Genomic DNA, 26,375 nt, shown 5'->3' on the forward strand with positions numbered 1-26,375 from the left:
GTGAGTTAGAGCTAGAGTCCATATATGGTCAGGCGACAACCTCGCATTAATCAAACCATCATCACTTACTTTTTTATCTCCATCAAACATTATCAAGGACTTGATAATAACAGTCAATGCGACGTTTTCCATAAAACGGGTTGATATTAAAATAGGAGAACCTAAGGGAATAACACCTAATGTGAAGCGCAAAATGAAGTACTTTTTAATGATGACAAGTGTAATGTATTTCCATTTTAACGAAGTAGTAGCCCTTCTATATATTTTATTTTTGTTGAAAATAATGATTCAATTTAAAAATTAAAAAATGATTTTACATGTATTGGATGAGAAACTTGGAACAGAGGCTCTATTTGGGCTGCCACACGTTGCAGACATAATGGGATGATAAAATTGAAACAGAAAAAACTAGCACTCCGACTCCATTTCACGTTTATAGGAATGTTGTTGCTACTTCCTTGCACTATCAGTTTTGCGACAAATAAGCCCATTGATGTGATTGTTATTGGCGCTGGAGTTTCTGGAATTACTGCTGCCCGTCAATTACAAAAACAAGGATTATCTGTTCTAATTCTTGAGGCTCGTGATCGTATCGGAGGTCGAGTCTGGACTGATTATTCCCAATTAAAGCCTTTTGAACTAGGGGCTGGCTGGATTCAGGGGACAAAAGGGAACCCTATCACCGCTCTTAGTAAACAGTTTGGGCTACAAACGCTTCCTTACAACTTCGATAATGCAAAAATATATAATGCTCATGGAGTACCTTTGAGTGATAAAATAAACGCTTACATGGACAAATTAGAAAATCAATTCATGCGTTACATAAATGAGCACCAAGAAAATGATAACCAAGATATTAGTGTAGAAAATGCATACAACGATTATGTAATAGAGAAAAACTTAAATGAAGAAGACGCTCGCTTGCTTCATTATAGGTTGCTTGCCTCTATTCAATATGAATACGCAGGTGACTTATCACAACTTTCTATGTTTGAATTCAACCAAGACGATAGTTTTGAAGGCGGGGATTTAGTTTTTCCTAATGGTTATTCGCAATTGCCTGTTAACTTAGCTAAAGGACTCAAGATAGAACTCAATAAAGTAGTGCAAGACATAGACTATCAAAATCTCCCCATAATTGTTTCTACTAATCATGGACGCTATAAAGCGCGCTATGTCTTATGTACCGTTCCCTTAGGTGTATTGCAAAAAGGGATTATTCATTTTCATCCCGATTTACCTGATACTAAAAAGATGGCAATGTCTAAATTAGCTATGGGGGTCTTGGACAGGGTTTATCTGCAATTTTCTCATGTATTTTGGGATAGTGCGGTGGATGAAATCAATTACCTTCCTGCACAAGGCGCGCGCTGGCTCGAAATTGTCAATCTTTACAAAATCAATCAAAATCCTGCGCTTATGGCTTTTGTCTCTGGAAAACAGGCAGAGCAAATGGAACTGGAAAGTGATGCAGAAGTAGTAAACGATTTAATGGGTCATTTACGCATTATCTATGGTGAGAAAATACCTCAACCTAGTTATTATAAAATTACTCATTGGTATTCTGATCCCTTTAGTTATGGTTCCTACTCATTTATTAAAATAGATGGTGATGGTAATGCATACAATGTCTTAGCCCAACCTGTAAAGCAACGTTTGTTTTTTGCAGGAGAAGCAACTAATGCTAAATTCCCCGCCACAGTACATGGCGCTTACCTATCAGGCCTGCGAGCAGCAAATGAAATATGGGTAGTTGAGAATGAAAGCAAAAAATCGAACAACGTATAGCATCAACAAAGTGGATATATATGAGAAAGAAAATTGAAAACCAAGATACTGAAAAGGAAAACGAAGAGCAGCAGAAACCCAGAACCATTATCACCTCCAACAATTCGACCTATACAGAAGCTATGCTTCTAAATCGTCTTGCTGAAACGGGGTTGTTAGACGACTATATTAGCGGCAGTGAAATTACAAAGCAAAGCGTGAAGTGGGTTGAAAGTTTTTCACGAGACGATCTAGTAAACATATTTACTACGTTCCCCAATGTATATGCACGCTGTATAGAGCAAATGAGCAAAACTCTAGGTCCGTCAGTAAAAGATACTGTATTATTCAATGAGGCATTTTGTAATCTGTTTGAAAATATTTTAAATAAGGCCAAAAATATTCACCTTAAACATAAATGGGCTTTTTCTGGAAATACTCCTCAATTCCATGAGTTTGAATTTGCACTATTTTTATTTCATACCTTTGTAGAGGAGGACTATCAAGTATCTACCCCCAAAGACTCGAGCTTAATGAGAGCATTAAATAGATTTGCCGACTCTGATTTTGTTAATTTGAGAAACATAGGGGCTCCCATATATTCTCAGTTAAATGAAATTATTGAACATGGAACTTGCAGTGCAGGACTGTCGGAACAATTATCCAAAATTTACACAGCAATGATGCTCGCGCGCGCTTTGTTATTTTATGGGAATGTGCTCAAACAACAACGAAGTGAACACTGCAGCGAACACAATGACTCCAAGCTATGGAATTATCCCCAGGCAGCAGCATTCTTCAAGGTAAAAAAAGAAATAAAAAAAGAGATGAAATTTCCATTGTATCACGGCAATATTGATACCGAGGCCGCGAAGTGTTTACTTACCAATCCAGGTGACTATCTTGCCAGATATTCATCTAGTCAAAAGAAATATTACTTCACCATACTTCTGGAGCCCAACATCAGACATAATAAGATTGTACTTAACTTTGTAATATCCACAGATAAAGTGAAGTCCTGGATACAAAATCCAATTGAAAATCATGCAGAAATAGAATGCTACATTAAAGAACAACTATCTATGGAACAACCAAAAAATATTCAACCATATGTAACTAATTTTCTCCTAAATGAAAAATATTCCCCTGTATTTAACCCTATATGTAATGCAGATATGCTCAACGCATCCCTCAGAGCAGGATAATCCTACTCTAAAAAATTAAATGATTAGGGGCGCTATAATTTACAGTTTAGAGGCCCTTTTTTTATCTCAAATAGTTGCCCTTAGATTCAATGTTTATTACTTGTAGGGCTAAGTTTTAAGTGATTTTCCAAGACGTCTATTATTTTTGAGTACGATTCTATGATTTGCTTGTTGCCCCCACCGCTCTCACGATATTGCTTTAGATTATGTTGAGCTATTTCAAGCGCTGTTTGGCCTTCACTTTCACTATTTTTATTTTTTAAATTTAAATCAGGATTATATTGAAGTAGTAATTCTACTCGTTCAAAATCCGCTTTATCAATAGCAAACATTAAAGGTGTATATCCAAATTTATCTTGAGCGTTTAGGATTTGATCTAAATAATTTGTCGTATTAAAAAAAAGTGAAGTGTTTGTTGTTAGCTTTTTTACAAAGTCGAGATAGTTTGCAATCGTGCTTAAATCCGCCTCTGCAACTAGTATATGAAGTAGTCTTATATCGTTATAACTAAGATAGTTAATGCACTCTTTTCGTGTGGGATCGTGGATAACTTGCCAAGCAGCATCTTTTTTAAGAGTTTCCTTTATTACTTCGACTCTTGTAGTATCAGCAAATATTGTAGAGGAAAAAGCAATATACTTATCTACATCTTTTCTTACCAGGGCGTTAAAAACCCATTCAGCAAGCTTTCCAGTATCTGGGGTTCCATCGATTAAATAGTCCTTTTTTATGTCCTCGCTGTTGGATATAAACCATTTTTTAGTTGTCGTATCATAACCAATACTAATGGAGTGCGTAGTAGTCCCCATTAAAAAGGAAACTGCAGGATTAGGTGATTCGTTTTCTTTTGTGGGTTCTGTTTCTAATGCATTATGGAGACGATCAAAGTAATGTAAAAATTCTGTTTTATTATATATACCAACCGAAAACTTTTCGACGCTACACTTTTTATATTCTTTTGGAGTGAACATTAAAGGATATACCAGCTCAGCAACTTGGCCAACAGGCTCTTTAGGAGAACCTTCAAACAAAGCAGTAAACGACGCTGGATCATGGTAGACCACTAGTTCTTGTGCAAATGAAGTCAAATCGTTAAGAATAGGTAGATCACCATTTACAAAAAAAGAAGGTTCTTGACTGTTGGTCTCTTGTTGAAGAGACAATACAACTTCTCGAATAAGGTCCTGCATATGCTCAGGAACCGTACTTAAAGTACTAATAGAGGACGTTTGGTCCTTTATCTTAAGTAATTCTCTGATGATTTCTATCCGTCGATAAAAATCTGATCTCCCCTTCTCACCTTGGCGCATGCTATTCATGAATAAGCTGGAAAATCCATTGCAGTGTCCAAAGCCTTCCATTTCATCTGCTAAGTATGTACCCTCAAACATATATTTTAAAAACGATGTAAGTTCCTCATATTTCAATACAATACCTGTTGTTTCAGTTGGAACCATAGTAATTATCTCAATCTATACGCTTGTAATTTCATAGCTCATGAATTTCACTGCGTGAAGAAAATCCCACACTTATATATTAGACTAAAATCTGTTCAACCATCTGAAGCAATGGTAGTTTATGGAACCTAATAAAGCATATCGCTAAAACTCATCGCTTGATCGCCAAAGATAAGAAACCTACAATAAAATCATAGGTTCTTTGTATAAAAAGGGTAACAAATGCACAATGTTTCCCAATTGATGGTTGATTATATAAACCAACATAAATGGAGCACAGTTTTTTTCCTAATCTTTGGAATATTTTGGGCTATAACCCTGCCTTATATGGCCTATCTATTAGGAACGATCATCGATCAAATCAAAAACAATGGTTTAAATGGAATGTCAATTTGGTTTGTCGCAGGTGTTCCAGTGGGTTTGTATATCACTATTCATATCTTACGTAGTCTTGGCTATTATGTTCATGCACTGTTCATGTTGTTCAGCATGACAGCCCATAAGTCGCACATGATAAATAAACTATTTTCCCATTTAACGGATCAATCCATTGCCTACTTTGAGCATCAACAATCAGGGTTTCTTTCCAATAAAGTGACCAATGCATGCATTAGCCTTGAACCCATAGCGCAAAATATCTTTACAATTATTTTCCCACAATCACTAGCCATCTTAATCACGGGGATCCTTCTTTCTACAGTGGTTCCCTATTTTGGCTTGGTGTTATGGATTTGGGGGAGTGCTATTATCATTTATACCTATCGAGCAGCCAAAATTGGCCGTGAAAAAGCTTCAATTTTTGCTAATGCATGCAGCCTCTTTAATGGACATATGATCGATGTGGTAACGAATATTCAAACGGTAATCCAAAATGTGACCATTGAAAGCGAATCAAATTTATTGCAAAAAAACATAGACAATTTAGTTAAAACCGAACGTATTCGGAATAAGCATGCGGCGAAAGTAATGCTCATTCAACATTTAGCAATGAATGGATTAGTTGCTTTTTACTTGATTGGTTCTGTCATAGGCTATGAATATAAGTTGGTTAGTGTTGGAGAACTTGTATTTGTGATGACTTCTGTAACCGCAATCGCAGGACTAACCAATAGTCTGGGCAATGCTTTTCTAGAACTCATTTATAACCTTGGCTTGATAAAAGATGGATTAAGTCTGTTAGAAGATAATCCTGATGTCCAAGACAAGGAAAATGCAATAAACCATATTATCCAAGATGGGGAAATAAACATTCAAAATGTATCATTTGCTTATCCAAAAATGCTTTCGGTATTTAATGACTTTAGTTTAACTATTCCTGCCAAACAAAAAATTGGTATCGTTGGAAGTTCTGGAGCAGGCAAAACAACATTAATTAAATTATTAATGCGATTGTATGATACAACATCTGGAGCTATTTATATTGATGGGATTGATATCACGGATTTTAAAAAAACGTCACTTCGCTCTCAAATCTCAACTGTATCTCAACATCTCAATTTATTTCATCGCAGTATCTTTGAGAATATTGCCTATGGTTGTGGAAAAGTAACTAAAGAGGAGGTAATTGAAGCAGCCAAAAAAGCAAATTGTCATGAGTTCATTATGAAACTAGAGCAAGGCTATGATACGGTTATTGGTGAGCAAGGTGTGAAATTATCAGGAGGTCAAAGACAAAGAGTTGCTATTGCTCGCGCCATTTTAAAAGATTCGCCCATCTTATTGCTTGATGAAGCCACCTCCGCACTTGATTCAGTCACTGAACAAGCTATTCAGCGAGCACTAGAAACTTTGATTTTAGATAAAACAGCCATTATTGTGGCTCATCGTCTCTCGACATTGAAAGCTATGGATAAAATTATTGTGCTTGAAAATGGTAAAGTGGTTGAGTCAGGCTCACATCAAGAATTGATCGATGCAAAAAAAGTATACTATGAATATTGGAGCCATCAATCGAATGGATTCATCAAATAATTTTCATCTAGTTATATCAAAAATCCCAAATATCTATCCATCATGAAGGCAAACTTATTGAGTTTTATGCTGAATAATAATTATTAAGAAGTATGCAATGTATAGAGTGACTCCTATAATGAAACCTGAAGAGTTGATGGCAAAAGAGCAACTCTTCTATTTCAATAGTATGAGGCATAGATTGTTTGGATAGCCCCCCTTTTATATGCCAACTATTTATATTTAAGAAGTTGATTTATATCTGGTTCCGCTTCAACAATATTATCTAGATTATTAATACTCTCATTTTTATCCTTAACTGCTTCTATTTCTGAGTTCTTTAAATTTTTTTCTTCATCTAAGACTTGTTTGGACGCACCTAAAAAAGACCATTTCTTTGATTTATCGCTAGATTTTTGCGCATCACTAGCTGTTTTCGATTTCATATTAACTCCTTGTGAATAAATTATGACATTGGATCAGGTTATATATTAAACTAAGTATATAGGTAAATTATACTTTAAATGCCAAAGAAGCATCTTCCGTTGGATATTTAAGTTCGAAACCCCTCTCAATTAAAGGACCAAAATATTCGTCAGTTGCACGAACCGGTTTTTCTATATATAAAGATTCACCTGGTCTTGCTTTAGGATTAATGTTTTCTTTTTTAATCCAATTTTGCATCATTTCCTCATTATAAATAATAATCTCTTTCTCTCTCATATTAACCGAAGCAAACATAGTTAATTCTCTTGTAGGACTATTGTTATCAAAAATCGCCACAGATACATTAGAACCCATTAATTCCTCTTGATTTAATGACTTCATCATTTCTCCAGGAACAGCTTGATGAGATCCTAGTAATCCCTCTGTATGCTCGTATCGTTGTGTATCTATCCCTCGACCATGTGCTCGTCCGATTGCAGCAGCTGCATCAGTAGAAATCGCGACAATATCTACTTCCCCATAGCGTTGATTCGCCTCTCTAAGCTCATCGGGTTTTAATTTGGTTTGATCATGAAGGAAACAAGGATACCTTTTTCCACCCAATTCACTGCTTTTTTTTGCAATAATTTGCATCACTCTTTCTTTAACCAATAAGGCTTCTTCATAGGTAAATTGAGAATATCTCAGGGGATCCACTTCTGGTTTTTGCAGAAAAGGCTTCAGTCTATCCGCATTATGATGAACGAGTTGATTCCATGCAACAGATTGGGGTTCATATTGTCCTATAACTTTTGCCACGAGTTTAAGACAACTTCCTTTTCCAGAAGCAACTCCTCCAGTAGTAAATAATGCTACGGCTCGTTCTTTTTCTAGATACTCTAATGGCTCTAAATCACCTTGTTCACAAAGATCATGAATAACACTGGTTACAATAGGTTCAATTATTGCCCGTGCTCTTTGAGTATAAATCGATGCCATAGCTCGCTGAGCGCATATCGTTTTAAGTAGTTGTTTATTGCTTTCCCAGGGTTCCTTTCCTGAAATTGACGAATAAAATGATTTCATGGACTCCAACTCATCAGAGGAAAAAGGGTATTTTTCTTTTAATTTTCCAAGTTCTAAGTCATCAAAAAATTTTATAATATCTACGTAGAGATGGGCATGTAATATAGTTATTTTAGAAGTAATTCCATCATATACCTCTCCCTCTAATTTTTTTTGTACTTTGGTAAAAGCATGTCCAAATGTATCCATTTCATCATCAACATGCTTATCCAATTTTATGGTTGCTTGTAACTGAGCGAGTATCTCATGTTCAATAAGTCGCTCTGGATACAAACATACTAAATTTCTAACCATTTCTTTGGGAAAGGCAACCATAGTTTGTTCTAATAACTCAATGGAATGTTCATCGTTACCTGAACTAGAATAAGCTATTATGGTAAAATCTTTTGGAGTAACTTCCTGTTTTGACTTTATTCTTTCTTTTAGTTCAACTGTCGGCACAAAGAATCGCCCTTCATATGATGTTTTGACCACCTTTGATAACATTAAACACCCTTTGAATAATTAAAGAGCTTATATAGTATAATATGTAGATTAAGTGCACATTAAGAGCTCATTAAGTATTTTTGATGTAACATGGATGTGGCTTGATGAGGCATACAGGGGAAATGTGTCATAAAATGTTTACTTTTAGATGCTTAACCCATTATCTTCAATCTTTCCCTGTAGGTTATTTTTAACAAATAAAATCCTAGCGCTAATTGACGAAGAGAGTTTAAATTTAAAGGCGGATCCATAAGGACTAGCGCTTTCACCATGGAGGGTTGAGTTGCAGCAAGCATCCCTCCAATCATTGCCCCTAAAGAATGTCCAATTAATAGTACAGGTTCTTTTATCACCTCTTGGATGAAAAATTGAATATCTGCCAAATAATCATCCAAAAAGTAATGACCTGTTTTTTTTTGGGATTTGCCATGACCACGAAAATCCGGAGCATAAACATGAAAAAAGGTACGTAGCTCGAGCGATATGGACGAAAGAGATTGCCATCGATGTGTGGCTCCATGAAGCAATAACAGCGGCATACCATTATTAGGCCCCTTGCATAATTAATCTGAGCCAAATGATTATGATGCAAATATTCTTTCATTCGAACCTCTAGAAAACTATTAAATAAACAAATCAACATGTGTTCTTATTCTCTGTGTCTAATTATAGTCAAATACAAATAAAGGTTTAAAAAGCTGGTCAAATGAGTAATTTATAAATTTGGACGTTTAGTAGTTTGATCTTGGAGGCGTTTAAAGTTCTTAACGTTGAATTAAACGTTTCGACGATATCACAGTATCCTTCATACCATACGCCTCTATTGTAAACACAAATAAACTGTGCAATTTTTTATCAGTTTTCTCGAATGAGATCTATAATTAAATAATACCAAACATTATTGTATGGTATTGAATGAGGGATTATGGAAAAGATCTTTGATTATAACAAAATAAGTCTTAGCCAAAAAATTATGATGATGTATGTATTTTTAGTCGTATTTAATCTTGTAGTATGGCTTTGGACTTTTTACGCATTTTATAATTCACCCTTGCTATTTGGAGCTGCGGTGATGGCCTATAGTTTTGGCTTGCGCCACGCGGTAGATGCCGACCATATTGCAGCAATTGATAATGTTACACGTAAAATGACGCAAGAAGGAAAAAAACCGGTTGGGGTAGGTTTCTTTTTCTCCCTAGGCCATTCTTCTGTTGTTCTCATAGCAACTATAGTAATCGCCTTATCTACTAAAGCATTCATGAATTCCAACTGGGCTCAATGGCATGAAATTGGAGGTATACTTTGTACTTCATTCTCTGCCATATTTCTTTTATTTATAGCCTTAATAAACGTTATTATTTTTCTTGATATCTATAGGATTTTTAAACAACTTCGTCAAGGGAAGATATTGACCGAAAAGGATACTAATGAAGTAATTGATCAACAAGGATTTCTTGTTAAACGTTTTCGTAGATTCATCAGTCTCATTTCTCACAGTTGGCAAATGTTCCCTTTAGGACTGCTCTTTGGGATTGGTTTTGACACCGCAACTGAAATAGGTCTTCTTGGACTATCAGCCTCACAAGCAGCGAATGGGATTTCAATATGGTCCATACTTTTATTTCCTGCTCTTTTCACGGCGGGTATGGCACTTATTGATACAAGTGATGGGGTTTTAATGTTAGGCGCTTACAGATGGGCGTTTTTTAATCCAGTGAAAAAGCTTTATTACAATTTAACGATCACACTCGCTTCAGCTCTGGTTGCTTTTTTTATTGGAGGAATAGAGGCATTGCATTTAATAGCCGAAAAATCGGGTTTAAAAGGTTCACTTTGGGATTTCATTAATCAACAGAATGCACGATTTAATAGTATCGGTTTTTTCATTGTTTTGTTTTTTATTCTGAGTTGGATTATCTCGATTCTTATTTACAGATGGATGAATTTTGCGGTTTTGGAACAAAGAGTCGAGCAACAGAGTAAAGTAGTTTGGAAATAGGAGGATATTAATATGTCTCACGCAGCAGAAAATTACACATCTTTAGTGGAGATAATTAGGAAACTTGTTCCCGTATCACGGGGGGAGATGGACTTACCCTTTTCATTAACCCCTGAAGCTGCTCAAGCGATACTCCATGTAGTTCATGATATTGGTGGTCAACCCGATGGTCCTCTTGATAAGTCTCTTCATGATACCGAACTTTGGGAAATGTATACACATGCGACTGCTGAATGCTTGGCTTGGAGAGGTCATTGGGTTTCAGAAGAGCGTAGACGGCGTGAAAATGACTTGGGTGTAACTCTCTATTGTGGAACACCTTATTACGCTCGCTGGTTATTGGCTGCAACGAAAATGTTACTTGATAAAGGCTTGATAACCCCGGATGAATTGATGTTGAAATTAGATCAAATTAAGAAACGTGAGGAGGCCTGTAAATGAGCACTAAATATAAGGTTGGCGATAAAGTAAAGGTTATTGATTTACCCTCACTCTTTCATACACGAACTCAGGGATATACTCGCGGAAAAATAGGCGAAGTCGTTATGATTAGACCCTCTTGGGTTATTCCAGAAGATGAAGCATGGGGTAGATATGAAGGACGAAGAGAGCCCTTTTATATGGTTCGTTTTAAAATGACAGAGCTGTGGGAAGACTACGGCGGTCCCGCCAATGATACGTTAGAAACAGAACTATCTGAGCGATGGATTGAGAAAATATAAATATATTTTTGGAGAATTTCATGACAAAGAAAGCTAAAAACTCAACTTGTTGCGAGGGACACGATCATCATCATGAACACAATCATGGAGATGAGTATGTCAATCTGCACCCGATAAAAGAGCGTGAAGAAGCTGAAGAGTTTACTATTTTAGAAGCAGCAATACGTGAACTATGTATTGAGAAGGGTTTATTTACGGCAGACGATCATCGTCGTTTTGTGGAATGGTATGAAAGTATAGGCCCTATGGGTGGCGCTCGCTTGGTTGCTCGCGCTTGGGTGGATCCTGAGTTTAAAAAAAGATTACTCAAGGATGCAGTAGCTGCATGCCTTGAAATAGGTATCGATTGGCTCAAACCCACTGGCGAAGGAACACCCAGTGACTATACATTCTTACTGGTATGCGAGAATACCCCAAAAGTTCATCATACTATGGTATGTACACTGTGTTCTTGTTACCCAAGACCACTACTCGGCACATCACCAGCTTGGTATGAACGCATGAATTATCGCCGTAGAATGGTACGTTGGCCTCGCCAGCTTCTTGCTGAATTTGGCACAATTATACCCGAGGATGTTGAGGTAAGGGTTCATGATTCCAATCAAAAAACTCGTTATGTAGTTTTACCTATGCGACCTGAAGGTACTGAGAACTGGACCGAGGAACAACTTCAAACGATAGTTACACGTGACACTCTGATAGGAGTAACTATACCTAAAATTGAACGGTTGAAGGATTCTCATCCAGGGAATCAGAAATGAAGATAATCGCTTTTGACAACTGCTCTGAAAATCGGTTCAGTTGTCAAAAGTGTGTTCCATGTCCTTGCTATCAAAATCTTACCCTTATAACTTATAAGCAGTAAGAAACAAACGGCCTTATAAGAACTATCAATACATTAATCTATATTTGAATTTATTGCCTCTCTTTTAGACAAAAACGTCAGTAGCTGCTATACCTTATCGTAAGTCTATAAATTAAGGAAGAATCATGAACTGGATTATTCGACTAACTTTATTTCCTCTCTTCTTATTACTAAGTTTTTCGGCTTTAGGTGCTGAGTGCAAAGGCAATGCCGAACATTTTGAATCGGGAACAGCAAATCATGAGAAATGGAGATTAATCGGTAATAGTTATAGCAAATCCACCAGACAAGCAATTTTATTTAATGAATTTAAAGGAGGAATCGTAAAACTCCCTAAAGGCCACAACCATCCCAAACACTTCTATAAACAGAAGTTACTGGTTGTCATCATGGAGGGAACGCTTCACCTTCATCTTAATGGTAAAACAACGACCTATAAAAAGGGAGAATATTTTATTCTACCCGCTTACACTTGTTTTAGTAGCCATACTAAAACTGGTGCAACAATAGTCATTGTGGGGGCGAAACCTGGAGATAGTTATCCTGCTAGTAAGGAATAACTAGGCAACTACTTTGTCCAATACGAAGGGCTTAACTATTGGGGCCCTTCTAACAAAGTAGGCTTAAGCAGGAAAACATACATATATTCAGCCACCTCATCAACTAAATGAAAACTTTGGTAAAAGAGTAATCTATGGTTGGGATACAAAGGAAGAACTAAAGTCGCCGCTTGCTCCCCATACTGTAATTGTCGGTGCAAAAAAGATTACTAATGAGTCTTACGTATATTTTTTAGATCCACAGATGGCAGTTCGGAGAATAATCCGAAGAAATTGTATAAATTTCCGTAGGGAAGATTATTACTCAATATTCGTAATCTTCATAGCCAAAATTTATTTGAGACCGGCACATCAAATAAAACTAATATTTCCGGGCCTTTTGCTTATCAAAATGAAAAAAAGATAAGCTATGTAAAAGAATTTTATGACTCATTAGAAACGTTTCTTGCAAATGACTCTATCGATGAAGGAACAATGCAGCATTCAGGGCTTATAATTGCGTAGAATAGATACATAGGTTTGGTTAGACTGGGCAACAAACTCAATCCAATTCATTCCTATTGAGATTTTTATACATAGCGTAATCAAGCCTAGAGGGAAGCCAATAATTTTGGTTATTTATCGATGGGGACAGCCAGGCCAATAACAAGGACGGCGCTTACCTTTTTTAAGGTCATTACATGCCTTCTCAATTCGTGGCTCCCTGGTCTCCTGTTTTTTGGCAGACTCAATCCAACATATCCATTCATTACGCGCAAGCGATGTAATATCTTCCCAAGGCAACCAGCGCTTTAATGTCAGAAGATAATGCGTTTTGAAAACCCATGGTACTTTATGTACTAGAGCAATCGCACTTTTTTCGAGTCATAAATTTAGTCCAAAATATCAAATTCATACGGTTGTTTATGAAAAAACTATATCAACCAATTATTGAGGGATTGATACACTATCACTATTAATTTTAATAGGGATACTTTATTAAAACTAAATGATATCCTTAAATGAAGAAATCTTAGGTCTGATTATCAAAAGAGCCCACCAATGAGAGCTAGATTATTTAAATTGTTAAAATCACTCACTAAGCTTGTTTGCTTATCTCTTGTAATTTTACTCGGGTTAAGGATATTTGATTCACAGCGTGGCCCCTCCTTAGAACTATGGCATACTTATGTCCCCAAAGAACTACATGCGAAAGAACTAGATAAAATTAATTGGTTCCAATACATAAAAATAGAAAATGCTCTTTTTGATACGATACGAATTGAAGTAACTGAAAAATTAAACAGCAACGAGCGTGTTCCGATTAATCGATATTTCGCCGGAAGCCCAGTTTATCCCGAAAAATTTTCCACTGATTGGAATCGGTCTTATATACTTGAACCGCAAAGTCCCCCTGTTGGGGCGGTTGTATTTTTACATGGACTAACTGATTCACCTTATAGTCTGCGTCATATTGCCAGACGATATGTCGCCCATGGTTATGTTGCCATTGCTATTAGACTACCTGCTCACGGCACAGTACCTGCTGCCCTAACGGATGTGAAATGGGAAGATTGGTTAGCTGCAACCAGGCTTGCCATACGTGAAGCTCGAAGACGCATAGGTCCCTCTAAACCTCTTCATCTCGTAGGTTTTTCTAATGGCGGAGCACTGGTATTAAAATATGCTCTTGATTCTCTTGAAAATAAACAATTAGCACGACCGGACAGAATTATCTTAATTTCACCCATGATAGGAATCACCCGCTTCGCTCGCTTTGTGGGATTTGCGGCCCTACCGGCTATCTTGCCACCATTTGCAAAAGCAGCTTGGCTCAGTATACTTCCTGAATTCAATCCATTTAAATACAATTCTTTTCCAGTTAATGGAGCACGTCAATCTCATCGTTTAACTGCAGAATTACAACAACAAATAGTTCGTCTTGCCAATGAAAATCGACTAATCGAACTTCCACCTGTATTGACGTTCCAGTCTGTAATGGATTTTACAGTGAGTACTCGTGCAATAATTACTGCTTTTTATGCCAACCTTCCTGCAAATGGTAGTGAATTAGTATTATTTGATTTGAATCGAGCTGCTAAATTGGGTCTTTTATTACGTCCTTCCGCAGATATGGCAGTGACAAAGCTTTTAAATGCCCCTCCGCGAAAATTTCGCACCGTAATCATCACTAATGCGAATCTGGACAGTATCGATGCTGTCGAACGAGTCACTGAAGCTGGAACAGTAAATGAACGTGTTTCCCCTATAGGATTGGCTTATCCACCCGATGTTTACTCCTTGTCACACGTTGCTATACCGTTCCCTGTAACCGATAGTCTATATGGCATTTCCTCCGAAACGAAAAAATATGGTATTCAATTAGGAACCACCGCTTCGCGGGGTGAACGAAATGTACTTATCATGAGTTTGGATTCAATCCTTAGACTTTCATCCAATCCGTTTTTCCCCTACATGATTAAGCGAATAGAAGAATATATTCCCTCAACTCCGAATCACGCAACAAGTAGAGTGCATCAATGAAATTTAATGTATATATTAAAATTTTAACTGCATTCTTTGTGATATTTTTAATTTTTGCTTTGGCATTTTTTAAATATTTAAAGTCGGTTGAGTCAGCGATTGTTAATAATGCAGGGAAAACGATGTCACAAGGACTTTTAATTAGTTTAGAAAATAAATTAATTACTAATCCAACATCAAACTGGAACGATATAATAAAGAAAGAAACGAATAATGATGTCCATATCATAGCGATCGACCGCCTGAATCTCACCTCTTCACAAAATAATCAGTTAAAGAGTGGTGAGATAATTTACTTATCAGGTACAACTTACCAATTTCTCAACTTAGTACTCGTACAACATACCGCATATAAAGAAATTGGCGACAGTTCTTACGCTTTAGCTTATTATTTTTCGGATCCAGGCCAAGTCATTTTTCATTATATGACCCCTACTTTAAAACAAATCGTTAAACATTTACTATCAAAGCCCCAAAATACCTGGGCTAAAGAACTATTAAATTTAGAAAAAATATATGGTTTCCCACTTCATGTTTATAAAACCAATAGTAAACTCCTGCCAAGTACTATAACTAATTCTTTATTAACAGATCGTCTTGCATTTGAAACAAATAAAAATTCGTCACAAATTAGTAGTCTCTACTATGGTTTTAGGGGTGGAATACTCAAAATTGGCCCACTTAACTACCTGCCAGTTACAACAAGAATTAGTGATGTAATGTACTATTTTATCTTAGCTTTCTTTTTCTTATCTCTTTGTCTTATTACATTTTTTTCTCTGCTTTTTGTGAAAAACATGAAGAAGGTATACCAGATAACAAAGCACTTTAGTCAAGGGAACTTCGACTTTCATCAGAAAATAGGGACCACATCTGTTTTGTATGGGCTTTATATAAATATCATCCACATGGGTGGGAGATTAAAAGAGCTCATTGAATCACATAAACAACTGTGCCGATTTGTCGCACATGAAATTAGAACGCCTTTGTCAACCATACAAATGGCGGCAGAGAATATCAAAAGGAACAACGCAGAAGATGGATTACTCAATAAACAAGTAAACAGCATCCAGGAAGATATTGCTGATATGAACCGCATCGTAAGCACCTTCTTAATCTACTCAAAAATGCATTCAAGTGAATTAAAATTAAAACAATCCAGAACAGATATCATAGTATGGTTAAGGATGTTATTAGAACCTTACTCTTCATCAAGATTTGAAATTACATTTCATGTTACGGAGTTAAATTATTTAGAAGCGTACATCGACAAAAATATTTTAAAACATGCAGTTACTAATTTGATTACAAATGCCATGAAATTTGCAGTGCGTCACATTTCTTTGACCCTATCCCAGGATGATAATCATATTTTCATTCACGTCGATGATGATGGCCCAGGTTTACCCCATGATAGTGTGGAGGACATTTTTTCTGAATATACCATTGCTAAAAACGTCGAAATTGGAGATAAACATATTGGGTTAGGCTTAGCTATTGTTAAGAAAGTTGTTACTCTACATGCAGGAAAAGTCATGGCTACACAATCACCGATATTAAACGGCGCACGATTCACAATTGAGCTACCAAGACAAAGTGTTTAATTCTTTGTAAAGCTCACAAGTAAAACTCGGATTTTGTCTCTGTATTCAGATCACCTGGCTGTGATTCCCTTAATTGTCTCATTTCGTCCTTATAGTGTAATAATGATTTTGGTGAGGGGTCTTTTGATAAAAATTTATCTCGGCCACCGTGGATATAACTAATGATCATTTGCTCTCCATCAAATCTAATTTTGAACGATTGGTCTTTTTCAGGTAGAAAGTCAGTTTCAGTTATCCGCACCAGTTTCATCTCTTGATCAAATTGTTTGAAGATCAAACTACCCTCTCGTATAGACATCTCCACATCATCGTTATAGCGATTTTTGTAATTTCCAACCAACGCGTTTAATGACGAGATAAATTTTTTCGCTGGAAAAAGATAATGTATCGCATTAAACCATTCTAAACGTCTCAGTTTGGTTTCATCCTTAGGTGCTAACTCCGTGGCTCTTTGAAAAAAACCTCTAGCCTCTTCAAATTGGTCCTCAACTTCAGCAACTTTTCCTAGAATTGTTTCTTGCCATCCTGGCTCATCACTTTGAGTATAATGTAAGTGTTTATAAAGCTCTTGCATGTTTCCAATAACTAGTAAATCATGGGAGTTGAACACTTGATTTGCAATACTCATCCCATTCTCTGAGTTCGTAAAAAATACGGCCCCCTTTTTTGTCGTTAGATTAATCGCAGCAAAAGCTCGAGTATTTGGGTTTTCACCAAATTGATATACAATTAGCTCATCTTTATGTCTATAGATATGCCAGCCTAAACCACATGTCATGAAGTCTGCTGTGCTCCTTGGTTCAAATGCTTGCTTTATAAGTGGATCATTCATATTCTCTAGCCAGGCAGCCATAAATTTCGAGAAATCTTCCCCCGTAGTGAGTAATGATCCAGCCGCATTAAGATGAGGGTCGCCCACATAAATTGAAGTCGGTTTTCCAAGCTCAGTATGAACAGTTACAACATTGGTGTCGGCCTCAGATGGCGGCATAAATGTAGAACGTCCCATTCTCAAGGGACCAAAGACATACTCTTGAGCTAACGCTTCTAAATCTTTACCCATTTTGGTTTCGATGACTTTTTGCAAGTATAGAAAAGCGTCACCTGAATAGGAGTATCCCTTACCCAGCTCCGACTTAGGATCAAAGACGAGCGCTGAAGATAAACTTCCCCCAAAATTCGGCAAGCCTGTAGTATGTGACAATACATGTCGCGCCGTTAGTTCCTTAGCTTTCTTTGGATATTCACCGTCCACTAAGAATCGCTCATATTGTAATATATTATGTAATGGTTCGTCCAAATCGATTTGCTTATCCTTGACTATCTGCAATACCAAATAAGTAAACACAATTTTGCTGAGGGAAGATGCTGGAAACCTGGTTTTTTCATCAACGTCCATTTCAGAGTCGTTAGATTTTTTGCCAACAGACATTGAGGTTCGTATAAACTCATGTTCATCTTTTTTTGGAGATTGAACACAACCATAACTAACAGCAGGAACATGACCAAGTTTAGTTATTACTTGTAATGCAATCATTAAAGGAGGAGTAGCCATATCATCGAATTCCACTTAAAATAAATTTGATATTTTAATTTTATCAAGAATTCTCGAGCCAAATGTATATAAATTGTACATCCGTTGTTTTTAAATATGCTACAAAAATTAACTCCTCATTCCCAAGCCTCTGACACAAATACATATCCTTTTTTATGAATTGTTTTTATACGATAAGGCTGGTTATTATTATCGTTTAATGCTTTCCTTAAACGAGATATTTTTAAATCAATACTTCGGTCAACTCCATCATATTCGCGTCCAGAAAGTGCATACATAATGCTATCCCTACTAAGCAGCCTATCATGATTCTTAACCAGCAAAGCAAGAACTTCAAAATCAGTAGTACTTATTGAAACTTCTTCACCAAAGAGATAAACACTCTTAGTACTAAAGTTGATAGAAAAATTTCCAAATTGAAATTGATTTTGAATATTAACTAAATTAGGTCGGCGTAATAATGCTTCTATCCTTGCTTTTAAAACCCCGTCTGCAAAAGGTTTGGTTAGATAGTCATCTGCCCCTAAGTTTAAAGAGGATACTTCACTTTCAATGTCATGAACTGCAGTTAACATGAGTATTTTTCCCAAATAGTCCTCTCTAATGGTGTGACATATTTGATCCCCATTCATCCCAGGAAGCATGATATCTAATAGTACTAAGGCGGGTTGCTCACGGATAATGCGATAGACTGCTCTATCACCACGTTTTTCAATAGAAACATCATAACCGGCTTCCTGGAGACTTTCTTTAAGGTAATTTGCTAGTTTGATATTATCCTCTACAAGCAATATGGATTTATCGTTCATTCGTTCTGCCTAAGCTTTCTTTAAAATAACAAAAAGAAAAGAGTTTCTGAAATACTGTCTCAATTAAGTTTTACATAGATATATACCTGGAAGCAAACATACGACGTCCAATGTACATTTTATATACAATTGATTTTTAGTAACTCGGTATACTAACAGATAAGTCGATCTTTATTCGAATTATCATTATGAACGTGTACTGGAGAATTCTCATGAAAAAAGCCAACGAAAAACATCCGCCTGTTTCGAAATCCATAACGGAAGATGAACCTAAAATCTCTTCTATAGCATTAGCTTTACAACAATTTAGAAAAGAAACAGAAAAAAAGGAAGCCGCGGAGGAAGCTGCAAAAGTACGTTGTCGGGTTTGTTTTAAAGAAATCGCCCCTAAGCCTCTTTGTTCTGGACATGGAGGCGGTAGCGCTGACGGTAAAAGCGATAGTGCCAAATCTGATAAGACACCCGAAGAAAAAGCTCGTCTTGGTGAAGATAACTTTCTAACTAAACCTCGCAAAGTAGTAGAAACTCCAGAAGAATTGATGGTCGAGTTTGCTCCGGAGTCTTTAGGTGAACTAAGTTTTGACCCTAAAGTAATTGAGGCATTGATCGCTCAAGGACGATTGCTGGTTGACAGTGATCGCGAATCGAAGACGCTTACCATTAAATTGCTTTGTGAACCTAACTCATTAACGGAAGAACAAAGAAGAGAGTTAAAAAAATTCATGGAAGCGATTATAAAAGACTTCCATAAGTTTAAAGAAGAAAATCATCGTTCCGATGACTATCCGCGCATTACTCAAGATAAAGAAGGTAACATAATTGCTCTTCATATTAGCATGCCCACGTTAAACTTATATGATGCATTTATTCAACGGCTAGCCAATAATTTAGTGCCAACATCACAATTAAAAGCCCCATTCACAAAGGATCAAAGTTGTGCTCCAAATCCTCTTGCCATGGAACCACAGCCTACTTCTATAGAAGAGAAAATTGAAATGGATGATGAAAAACAGGAACTATTTAATCCATCGCCTTTCAAAATGCAGCCATGGTAAGAACCTTAACTTCAAAGGAATTATATAAAAGCTACTGTCTTGAACAGGTTTGTTCAAGACAGTCACTAAATCCATCAATCTTTTTAATAGTTCTATACTTTAAGAATATACTGAATAAAGAATGGAGTCTGTCATGCATTCCAAATATGATAAACTCATTTACATCAATCTGACCCAAGATCAAATAACAGCAAATATTGATACGCTTATAATACATGAAGACCCCGCAATACTCGTAAAATTACCCAATGGATGCGATCTTAAAACTTTGCAGGGTCGTGATTTCTTTCCCAAACCGATTACAAACCATACCAAAATATATTTTTCAGCACATGGACGTGAAGAATTAGTTGATATGGTACTTGATAAACAAAAAGGGGATGCAACGATCTACACTTTAAATGATGTTGCTATTTATTTTGGAAAACTCCTAACAAATCCTGAATTTAAAGATCCTAATGTCATCCCTCGGTTGACACTTGTGATGTGTGTATGCGAAGGAGTAGGTTTTGCCAAAAAATTACAAAAAAAATTACTTGACGACTTTGGACTATATATTGATGTGATTGCCAATAAAAATGTATTACACGAGCAATTTGTAAAACCTACTCCTGAAAAAATGGTGTATCTTACTCATAGAGAAACATCCATAAAAGAAGTGGGTAGAGAACACAAACGACAGCATAGTAAGGTTTTATTGAGCATTGATCGAACAGGTGCACAACGAGAAATTGATGCTTATGAATTAAAATGGATTGAAAATGTTCTCAATATGACTCATCAGCAAGTACTAACTTTTAGCAGATGGGCTGATTTCGAAAATCCAGAAAATATTAGAATATTAGAAGGACTCACTGCATTTTCTAGGGATGTTCATACCCTCATTTCGTTATCCATAGAACAAGATACTCATTTGACTGCTAATAATCTCTTTGCGTTATTACAAAGTTGTCAGAAAACCTCTACCGAACCGCTATATCAACAAGCAATGAATTATGAAATGTTTCAACTCATAACCAAAAATCTGATTAGTGAAGGAGTAAAATATATTAATCCAAACCCGGAGATGCAAGAATATCTCCATGCTCTTGAGGCCTTAGAATCACAGAAAACCAAAATAATTCGTGATGCAGTTGTCCCTAATATATTCAAGGCAAAAAAAGCAATATTTTCTGGATTACTTTTTGAGGCTTCAGAATATGGTATAGAATCGGTATTAGAGAAACTTGAAAAAGCTATGCAAGACCTACTCCAGGGGATGAATCCCTCTTAACATCGAAAAAGCGTAGGTCGAGGCAAGGATTCAGGCTTAATTATTGGAACAAATATATAGAGGTTGTTTCATATGACGAAACGATACCTAGATAAGTTAACAGTTGCTATCTAAATTTCAGACCCAAATCATCAAACTTCTACCAATATGCTATCTATTTATCACTATAATCTAAAATTTAATATAAAATTATGGGTGATTTGGATTCAAAATTGATAGTTTTAATATGCAGTATAAATTTTTTTTAGATAATACCAATCAGCAATTAAGTGCCAAAAGCACATTCGCTCGCATACAAGAAAGAATAAGGAAAGGAAAACTCAAAAAACATTACTGTAAAGATTTAGCACATGAGTTGATAAATTATTTATGCGGAAGACAACGATTTGAAAAGCAACCAGAACAATTTTCTATCCCATATTTTCTTGAACATGTACTGCAAGAAAAACTACTAGACAATAAATGTGATAATAATATATTTCTGTTACAGATAGGCAAAGACTACCATTCGTTTGTTATAGAAAAAATATACAATGGAGAAGAATTAAAATTTATCATTTACCAATCTTGGTATAGTACGTTTACTTTAGCTTGGTGGTTGGGAAATGACAAAGCGTCTCATCAAACTTCGGAAGAGCAAATTTTATTACGTGAACAATACGGTAAAGGAAAAGAATTAACTATTGATGATTTGAAGAACTTTATCTTGCTCCTTAGGAACCCTAAAGACCAAGCATTCTCAAAAAAAATAGGTATCGTTGGTGCTTATAAATCATGTGAATATTGCTTTGAAAACAACAAGCCACAATTTACTTAATGACAAGTAGATGCAGCTAATCATTGATGCAATAAAAGGATATAATTGACAAAGAATTTCAAAATGATTGAAACGATGCAGAGCGAACTAGACGTACCTTTTACTTATAATTACAAACAACCGGACGAATATCATTTCAGTCTTGATTCAATTCAGCTTGCAAAATTTGTTGCAACACAATTGAAAACCCAACCAGATCTTGGTTCATTAAGGGTATTAGATCTCTGTGCGGGCTGTGGAGTCATAGGATTCGAACTATCATGGCACCTTCAAGCAATACGACAAATTGATTTTATTGAAGTCCAGGATATTTATACTGAATATTTTCATCAAAACATCGCTACCGTCAATCGGCCTGAATTACAACTTCGGTGGCATCTTTTAAATTATGATCAATTACATGAAAAAAAGTGGGAAGGAAAATATGATTTGACAATTAGTAATCCACCCTATTTCCAATTAGGCCACGGAGTTCTTTCCCCTTCCCAATTTAAAAATCGTTGTAGATTTTATTTAGATAGTTCTTTTGAGAGTTATATTCGTGCGCTAGAAAACTCCCTTGCTAATAATGGTAAGGCTTATTTTTTATTACGCTCATTAAAACATCATGGTCTTGATTTATTTTCAGATATACAAAAAATCCTACAAGATCCGTTAGTAACAGCAAAAAAAATTTCCCATATCCGTGGCTCAGATATTATTTTATTAGAAAAACTGAAATGAATGGTAGCCTGCGTGCCCTGAGAAAGACTTAAGCTACTCAATGCCTATGTTAAAAAGTGACGTAGGTAATACACTTTAGTGGGTTTTAAGCGTACCAGAGCAAGGAGGTTAGGTCATTGTGACTAATCCTCCTTGTTATCCAACATGAACAATCATTACTTTAATTTATTGGCAGCTTTTGGTTGCACAGTGCAATACCTTGATATGCTTAGCGGTTGGAGTATAGTAACTAGCAACCGGATTATTATTTGCATCAAGCACTAATGCACTATCGTACCTTTTGTCGTTGGATCAACAGCCGTTATTACATTCCCGGTAGTACATGATGCATTACCACAATACCGTATCGACATCGTAGTATTTGTTCCAAAGCTCACCATTGGATACCCTGTTGAACTATCGATTTCGATCGAAGATTGTAATCCAGTGTTCGCCCTAGTTACAGGCGATGCAATAGTATTACCAGCGTTACATGCAGGAATTTCCACAATACAAAACTTTTAACGCAGAGTTTTCGGTATCCCAATATGCTGCAATCACTGGGTTGCCACCAGCGTCTAAAATAACTGATGTAGCACGGTGATCGGCGGCTTGAGCGCCTGGATCCAGTACTGTTAATGTATTATTTTGCCCAGCACAATCAGCATCCCCACAATGTAGCAATTTCAATTGGTTTTATCCGCTCGATAAAAACTAACCACAGGAAAACCTGTTGCATCAAGCACTAATGAGACACCACGAACATCAGCATTAAAGGGAAAAGCCGGAGAATCCGGGGAGAGTACTTGGGATCAATTAAATCAGCGTATCACATTGAACATTACTTCAAAAAATCTTTTTATATTAAATGCCTAATTTTTTGGATTAAAAAAAAAGCCCCATCAGTCCACAACTGATAGGGCTTTCTAAAATGTATTAACGTGCTTACGCCATAGCAGCAGCTTTCTTTTCCTTTTCTTTGGCGATTACTGCTTCAGCTACGTTGTTTGGACAAGCAGCATAGTGAGAAAATTCCATTGAGAATTGACCACGACCAGAGGTAAGAGTACGCAATGTACTAATGTAACCAAACATTTCTGAAAGTGGAACATCAGCCTTGATACGGACACCAGCTGCACTTGGTTCTTGACCCGAAATCATACCACGACGACGGTTCAAATCACCAATCACATTACCAACATCTTCTTCTGTACTATAAACGTCAACCTTCATGATTGGTTCAAGCAATTGTGGAGCAGCTTTGGGTATTGATTGACGGAAAGCACCCTTCGCTGCGATTTCAAATGCAATTGCTGAAGAGTCAACAGCATGGTAAGCACCATCAGTAAGGTCAACTACAACATCCAGTACAGGGAAACCAGCTAAAGTTCCTGAGTCCATCATTGAACGGAACCCTTTCTCAATTGCAGGGAAGAATTCTTTAGGAACGTTTCCACCCACAACAGATGTAATAAACGTAAATCCAGTGTTTGGCTCGCCTGGTTGAATTGTATAGTCGATTTTACCGTATTGACCGGCTCCACCTGATTGTTTCTTATGGGTATAGCTGTCTTGAACCATTTTTGTAATGGTTTCACGATAAGCAACCTGAGGCTGACCTACTATTAACTCAACATCGTATGTACGTTTCAGAATATCCACTTTAATATCAAGATGTAATTCACCCATACCACGCAGAATGGTTTCACCAGAATCTTGATCTGTTTCTACTCTAAACGTTGGATCTTCTGCAACCATCTTACCAATAGCAATAGCCATTTTTTCAGTGGCGCCTTTATCTTTTGGCGTAACTGCAATAGAGATTACTGGCTCAGGGAAAACCATCGCTTCCAGTGTACACTCATTATTTGGATCGCAAAGAGTATGACCGGTGCGAACGTTTTTCATGCCCACTATCGCGATAATGTCGCCTGCTTCAGCACTTTGCAATTCAATACGATCATTTGCTTGCATCTCAACCATACGGCCGACGCGTTCAGTTTTACCAGTAAAGGAGTTAAGAATCGTATCACCTTTATTTAGTTTTCCTGAATAGATACGTATGAACGTTAGCGCACCAAAACGGTCATCCATGATTTTAAATGCCAAGGCACGGAATGGCTCATCAGCAGAAACGATAGCGAACTGGCCGTTTGGCACACCTTCAGCATCAGTCAAAGGTTGTGGATTAACTTCATGTGGAGCCGGTAAATAGTCAACCACCGCATCCAATAATAACTGCATCCCTTTATTTTTAAAGGCAGAACCGCAATAAGTTGGGAAGAAGGCTAATTCAAGCGTGCCTTTACGGATACAACGCTTAATTTCTTCCAATGAAGGCTCTTCTCCTTCTAAATAAGCCATCAGCAATTCGTCATCCATCTCAAGTGCGGTTTCAATTAATTGCGCACGATAGATTTCAACATCGTCCTTCATATCGGCTGGAATATCAGTAACTTTGTAATTTTCTGGCTGGCCAGATTCGTCCCAAACATAGGCTTGGCGAGTTAATAAATCGACAACACCTACGAAGCTGTCTTCGAAACCTATAGGCAAAGTCATAATTAATGGATGTGCACCCAATACTTTTTTAATTTGCTCAGTTACTTTTAAGAAGTTCGCGCCAATACGGTCCAATTTGTTTACAAAAATCAAACGAGATACTTTTGAATTGTTCGCATAACGCCAGTTAGTTTCAGACTGAGGCTCAACCCCACCAGAACCACAGAAAACACCGATACCGCCGTCGAGAACTTTTAGTGAACGATAAACTTCTACAGTGAAGTCCACGTGTCCTGGGGTGTCGATAATATTGAAGCGATGACCTTTCCAGAAGCAACTAACCGCAGCTGATTGGATGGTAATACCGCGTTCCGCTTCCTGTACCATAAAATCGGTTGTTGATTCACCATCGTGAACTTCACCTATTTTGTGGATTTTACCGGTGAGCTTTAGAATACGCTCGGTAGTGGTGGTTTTTCCGGCATCTACGTGGGCGAAGATACCAATATTTCTATAAAGGTTTAAATCATTCATAGCGCTCTTATTTAAAGTTAATGGATAAAAACTAGTCATATATTGTACAGTATTTTATCCAGATTTGCAGCAAAAAAATGTTCCAATCATCATTTTTATGATGTTTTTTCCTATCTCCATAGGGCAAAATAGCTAATAATCCCTAAAAATTAAAAGAAAGAATACAAATAGGAGTGCTTATTAGTAGTTGGCATACATAATCTCTGCTAAAAAAGGATTTAATGGTGTTCAATTTTGGAATTGGTGACTTAATTATTAAAGATCCTTTTCCTAATCCAATTAATAATCAGCCGGTTATAGAAAATAATATATCTTTATGTTATTACCTGATTAAAAAAAAACAAAGTGTTGAATGGTACACGGATAGAAGCATAGATCATGAAACTCTATGAATCTTCCACATAAGAACATTATTTTTTGAATTATCGAAGGGAGACTCCAAAAGAATGAAAGCGAAATTATTTGACCCGAAAAAAAC

The 26,375-nt window shown here is 36.6% G+C and carries 23 protein-coding genes; 14 read left to right on the forward strand and 9 right to left on the reverse strand.

What is annotated here, in order from left to right:
• Window positions 1-393: 393 nt before the first annotated feature.
• The gene (locus tag ACWTEW_RS34200) at window positions 394-1,788 is read left to right on the forward strand and encodes a flavin monoamine oxidase family protein (RefSeq protein ID WP_454782441.1); all 1,395 of its coding nucleotides are present in this window, start codon (window positions 394-396) and stop codon (window positions 1,786-1,788) included.
• 20 nt (window positions 1,789-1,808) lie between these two features.
• Window positions 1,809-2,972, forward strand: coding sequence for an SH2 domain-containing protein (locus ACWTEW_RS34205; protein ID WP_454782442.1), 1,164 nt, complete (start codon window positions 1,809-1,811; stop codon window positions 2,970-2,972).
• An 86-nt stretch (window positions 2,973-3,058) separates the two neighbouring features.
• Here the strand turns inward: ACWTEW_RS34205 and ACWTEW_RS34210 are convergent, their stop codons facing one another.
• Window positions 3,059-4,429 (reverse strand): ankyrin repeat domain-containing protein, encoded by a 1,371-nt coding sequence (locus ACWTEW_RS34210; RefSeq protein ID WP_454782443.1) that lies wholly within the window; start codon window positions 4,427-4,429, stop codon window positions 3,059-3,061.
• A gap of 222 nt (window positions 4,430-4,651) precedes the next feature.
• Here ACWTEW_RS34210 and ACWTEW_RS34215 point away from each other — a divergent pair, with 222 nt between their 5' ends.
• Entirely contained in the window at window positions 4,652-6,400 is a 1,749-nt protein-coding gene (locus tag ACWTEW_RS34215) for an ABC transporter ATP-binding protein (protein ID WP_454782444.1), read from the forward strand.
• Between the two features lie 212 nt (window positions 6,401-6,612).
• Here the strand turns inward: ACWTEW_RS34215 and ACWTEW_RS34220 are convergent, their stop codons facing one another.
• From ACWTEW_RS34220 to ACWTEW_RS34230, 3 genes are all read right to left on the reverse strand, one after another.
• Complete coding sequence (locus ACWTEW_RS34220) at window positions 6,613-6,825, reverse strand: hypothetical protein (protein WP_454782445.1); 213 nt, start codon at window positions 6,823-6,825, stop codon at window positions 6,613-6,615.
• Between the two features lie 67 nt (window positions 6,826-6,892).
• Complete coding sequence (locus tag ACWTEW_RS34225; RefSeq protein ID WP_454782446.1) at window positions 6,893-8,377, reverse strand: hypothetical protein; 1,485 nt, start codon at window positions 8,375-8,377, stop codon at window positions 6,893-6,895.
• A gap of 152 nt (window positions 8,378-8,529) precedes the next feature.
• The gene (locus tag ACWTEW_RS34230) at window positions 8,530-8,916 is read right to left on the reverse strand and encodes an alpha/beta fold hydrolase (protein ID WP_454782447.1); all 387 of its coding nucleotides are present in this window, start codon (window positions 8,914-8,916) and stop codon (window positions 8,530-8,532) included.
• Between the two features lie 386 nt (window positions 8,917-9,302).
• On the opposite strand from ACWTEW_RS34230, the gene ACWTEW_RS34235 reads away from it, so the two are divergent.
• From ACWTEW_RS34235 to ACWTEW_RS34255, 5 genes are all read left to right on the forward strand, one after another.
• The gene (locus ACWTEW_RS34235) at window positions 9,303-10,376 is read left to right on the forward strand and encodes a HoxN/HupN/NixA family nickel/cobalt transporter (RefSeq protein ID WP_454782448.1); all 1,074 of its coding nucleotides are present in this window, start codon (window positions 9,303-9,305) and stop codon (window positions 10,374-10,376) included.
• Window positions 10,377-10,388: 12 nt separating this feature from the next.
• Window positions 10,389-10,817, forward strand: coding sequence for a hypothetical protein (locus ACWTEW_RS34240; protein WP_454782449.1), 429 nt, complete (start codon window positions 10,389-10,391; stop codon window positions 10,815-10,817).
• The gene (locus ACWTEW_RS34245; RefSeq protein WP_454782450.1) at window positions 10,814-11,098 is read left to right on the forward strand and encodes an SH3-like domain-containing protein; all 285 of its coding nucleotides are present in this window, start codon (window positions 10,814-10,816) and stop codon (window positions 11,096-11,098) included. The genes ACWTEW_RS34240 and ACWTEW_RS34245 overlap by 4 nt, the downstream gene beginning before the upstream one ends.
• 20 nt (window positions 11,099-11,118) lie before the next feature.
• Window positions 11,119-11,859 carry a thiocyanate hydrolase subunit gamma gene (gene scnC / locus ACWTEW_RS34250; protein WP_454782451.1) on the forward strand — a complete coding sequence of 247 codons (741 nt, stop codon included), beginning with the start codon at window positions 11,119-11,121 and terminating at the stop codon, window positions 11,857-11,859.
• 229 nt (window positions 11,860-12,088) lie between these two features.
• Window positions 12,089-12,523 carry a cupin domain-containing protein gene (locus tag ACWTEW_RS34255; RefSeq protein ID WP_454782452.1) on the forward strand — a complete coding sequence of 145 codons (435 nt, stop codon included), beginning with the start codon at window positions 12,089-12,091 and terminating at the stop codon, window positions 12,521-12,523.
• 618 nt (window positions 12,524-13,141) lie between these two features.
• Here ACWTEW_RS34255 and ACWTEW_RS34260 read toward each other — a convergent pair.
• Window positions 13,142-13,306: a YdeI/OmpD-associated family protein gene (locus ACWTEW_RS34260; protein ID WP_454782453.1), complete on the reverse strand. Its 165-nt coding sequence runs from the start codon at window positions 13,304-13,306 to the stop codon at window positions 13,142-13,144.
• Between the two features lie 258 nt (window positions 13,307-13,564).
• On the opposite strand from ACWTEW_RS34260, the gene ACWTEW_RS34265 reads away from it, so the two are divergent.
• Window positions 13,565-15,046, forward strand: coding sequence for an alpha/beta hydrolase (locus ACWTEW_RS34265; RefSeq protein ID WP_454782454.1), 1,482 nt, complete (start codon window positions 13,565-13,567; stop codon window positions 15,044-15,046).
• Complete coding sequence (locus ACWTEW_RS34270; protein ID WP_454782455.1) at window positions 15,043-16,650, forward strand: sensor histidine kinase; 1,608 nt, start codon at window positions 15,043-15,045, stop codon at window positions 16,648-16,650. The genes ACWTEW_RS34265 and ACWTEW_RS34270 overlap by 4 nt, the downstream gene beginning before the upstream one ends.
• Before the next feature lie 13 nt (window positions 16,651-16,663).
• Here ACWTEW_RS34270 and ACWTEW_RS34275 read toward each other — a convergent pair whose 3' ends face one another.
• Together ACWTEW_RS34275 and ACWTEW_RS34280 are read right to left on the reverse strand one after the other, a co-directional pair.
• A complete protein-coding gene (locus tag ACWTEW_RS34275; protein WP_454782456.1) occupies window positions 16,664-18,205 on the reverse strand; it encodes a serine hydrolase domain-containing protein in 1,542 nt (513 codons plus the stop codon).
• A gap of 116 nt (window positions 18,206-18,321) precedes the next feature.
• Complete coding sequence (locus ACWTEW_RS34280; protein ID WP_454782457.1) at window positions 18,322-19,014, reverse strand: response regulator; 693 nt, start codon at window positions 19,012-19,014, stop codon at window positions 18,322-18,324.
• 212 nt (window positions 19,015-19,226) lie between these two features.
• On the opposite strand from ACWTEW_RS34280, the gene ACWTEW_RS34285 reads away from it, so the two are divergent.
• From ACWTEW_RS34285 to ACWTEW_RS34300, 4 genes are all read left to right on the forward strand, one after another.
• Complete coding sequence (locus ACWTEW_RS34285) at window positions 19,227-20,069, forward strand: hypothetical protein (RefSeq protein WP_454782458.1); 843 nt, start codon at window positions 19,227-19,229, stop codon at window positions 20,067-20,069.
• A gap of 133 nt (window positions 20,070-20,202) precedes the next feature.
• Window positions 20,203-21,342 carry a hypothetical protein gene (locus ACWTEW_RS34290; RefSeq protein WP_454782459.1) on the forward strand — a complete coding sequence of 380 codons (1,140 nt, stop codon included), beginning with the start codon at window positions 20,203-20,205 and terminating at the stop codon, window positions 21,340-21,342.
• Window positions 21,343-21,568: 226 nt separating this feature from the next.
• On the forward strand, window positions 21,569-22,159 hold the full coding sequence (locus ACWTEW_RS34295) for a hypothetical protein (protein WP_454782460.1): 591 nt from the start codon (window positions 21,569-21,571) through the stop codon (window positions 22,157-22,159).
• A gap of 63 nt (window positions 22,160-22,222) precedes the next feature.
• Window positions 22,223-22,882, forward strand: coding sequence for a methyltransferase (locus tag ACWTEW_RS34300; protein WP_454782461.1), 660 nt, complete (start codon window positions 22,223-22,225; stop codon window positions 22,880-22,882).
• A gap of 468 nt (window positions 22,883-23,350) precedes the next feature.
• On the opposite strand, the gene ACWTEW_RS34305 is transcribed toward ACWTEW_RS34300, so the two are convergent.
• On the reverse strand, window positions 23,351-23,551 hold the full coding sequence (locus ACWTEW_RS34305) for a hypothetical protein (protein ID WP_454782462.1): 201 nt from the start codon (window positions 23,549-23,551) through the stop codon (window positions 23,351-23,353).
• A 255-nt stretch (window positions 23,552-23,806) separates the two neighbouring features.
• A complete protein-coding gene (fusA, locus tag ACWTEW_RS34310; protein WP_454782463.1) occupies window positions 23,807-25,897 on the reverse strand; it encodes an elongation factor G in 2,091 nt (696 codons plus the stop codon).
• Window positions 25,898-26,375 lie beyond the last annotated feature (478 nt).

Source organism: Legionella stuttgartensis, from assembly GCF_977063405.2.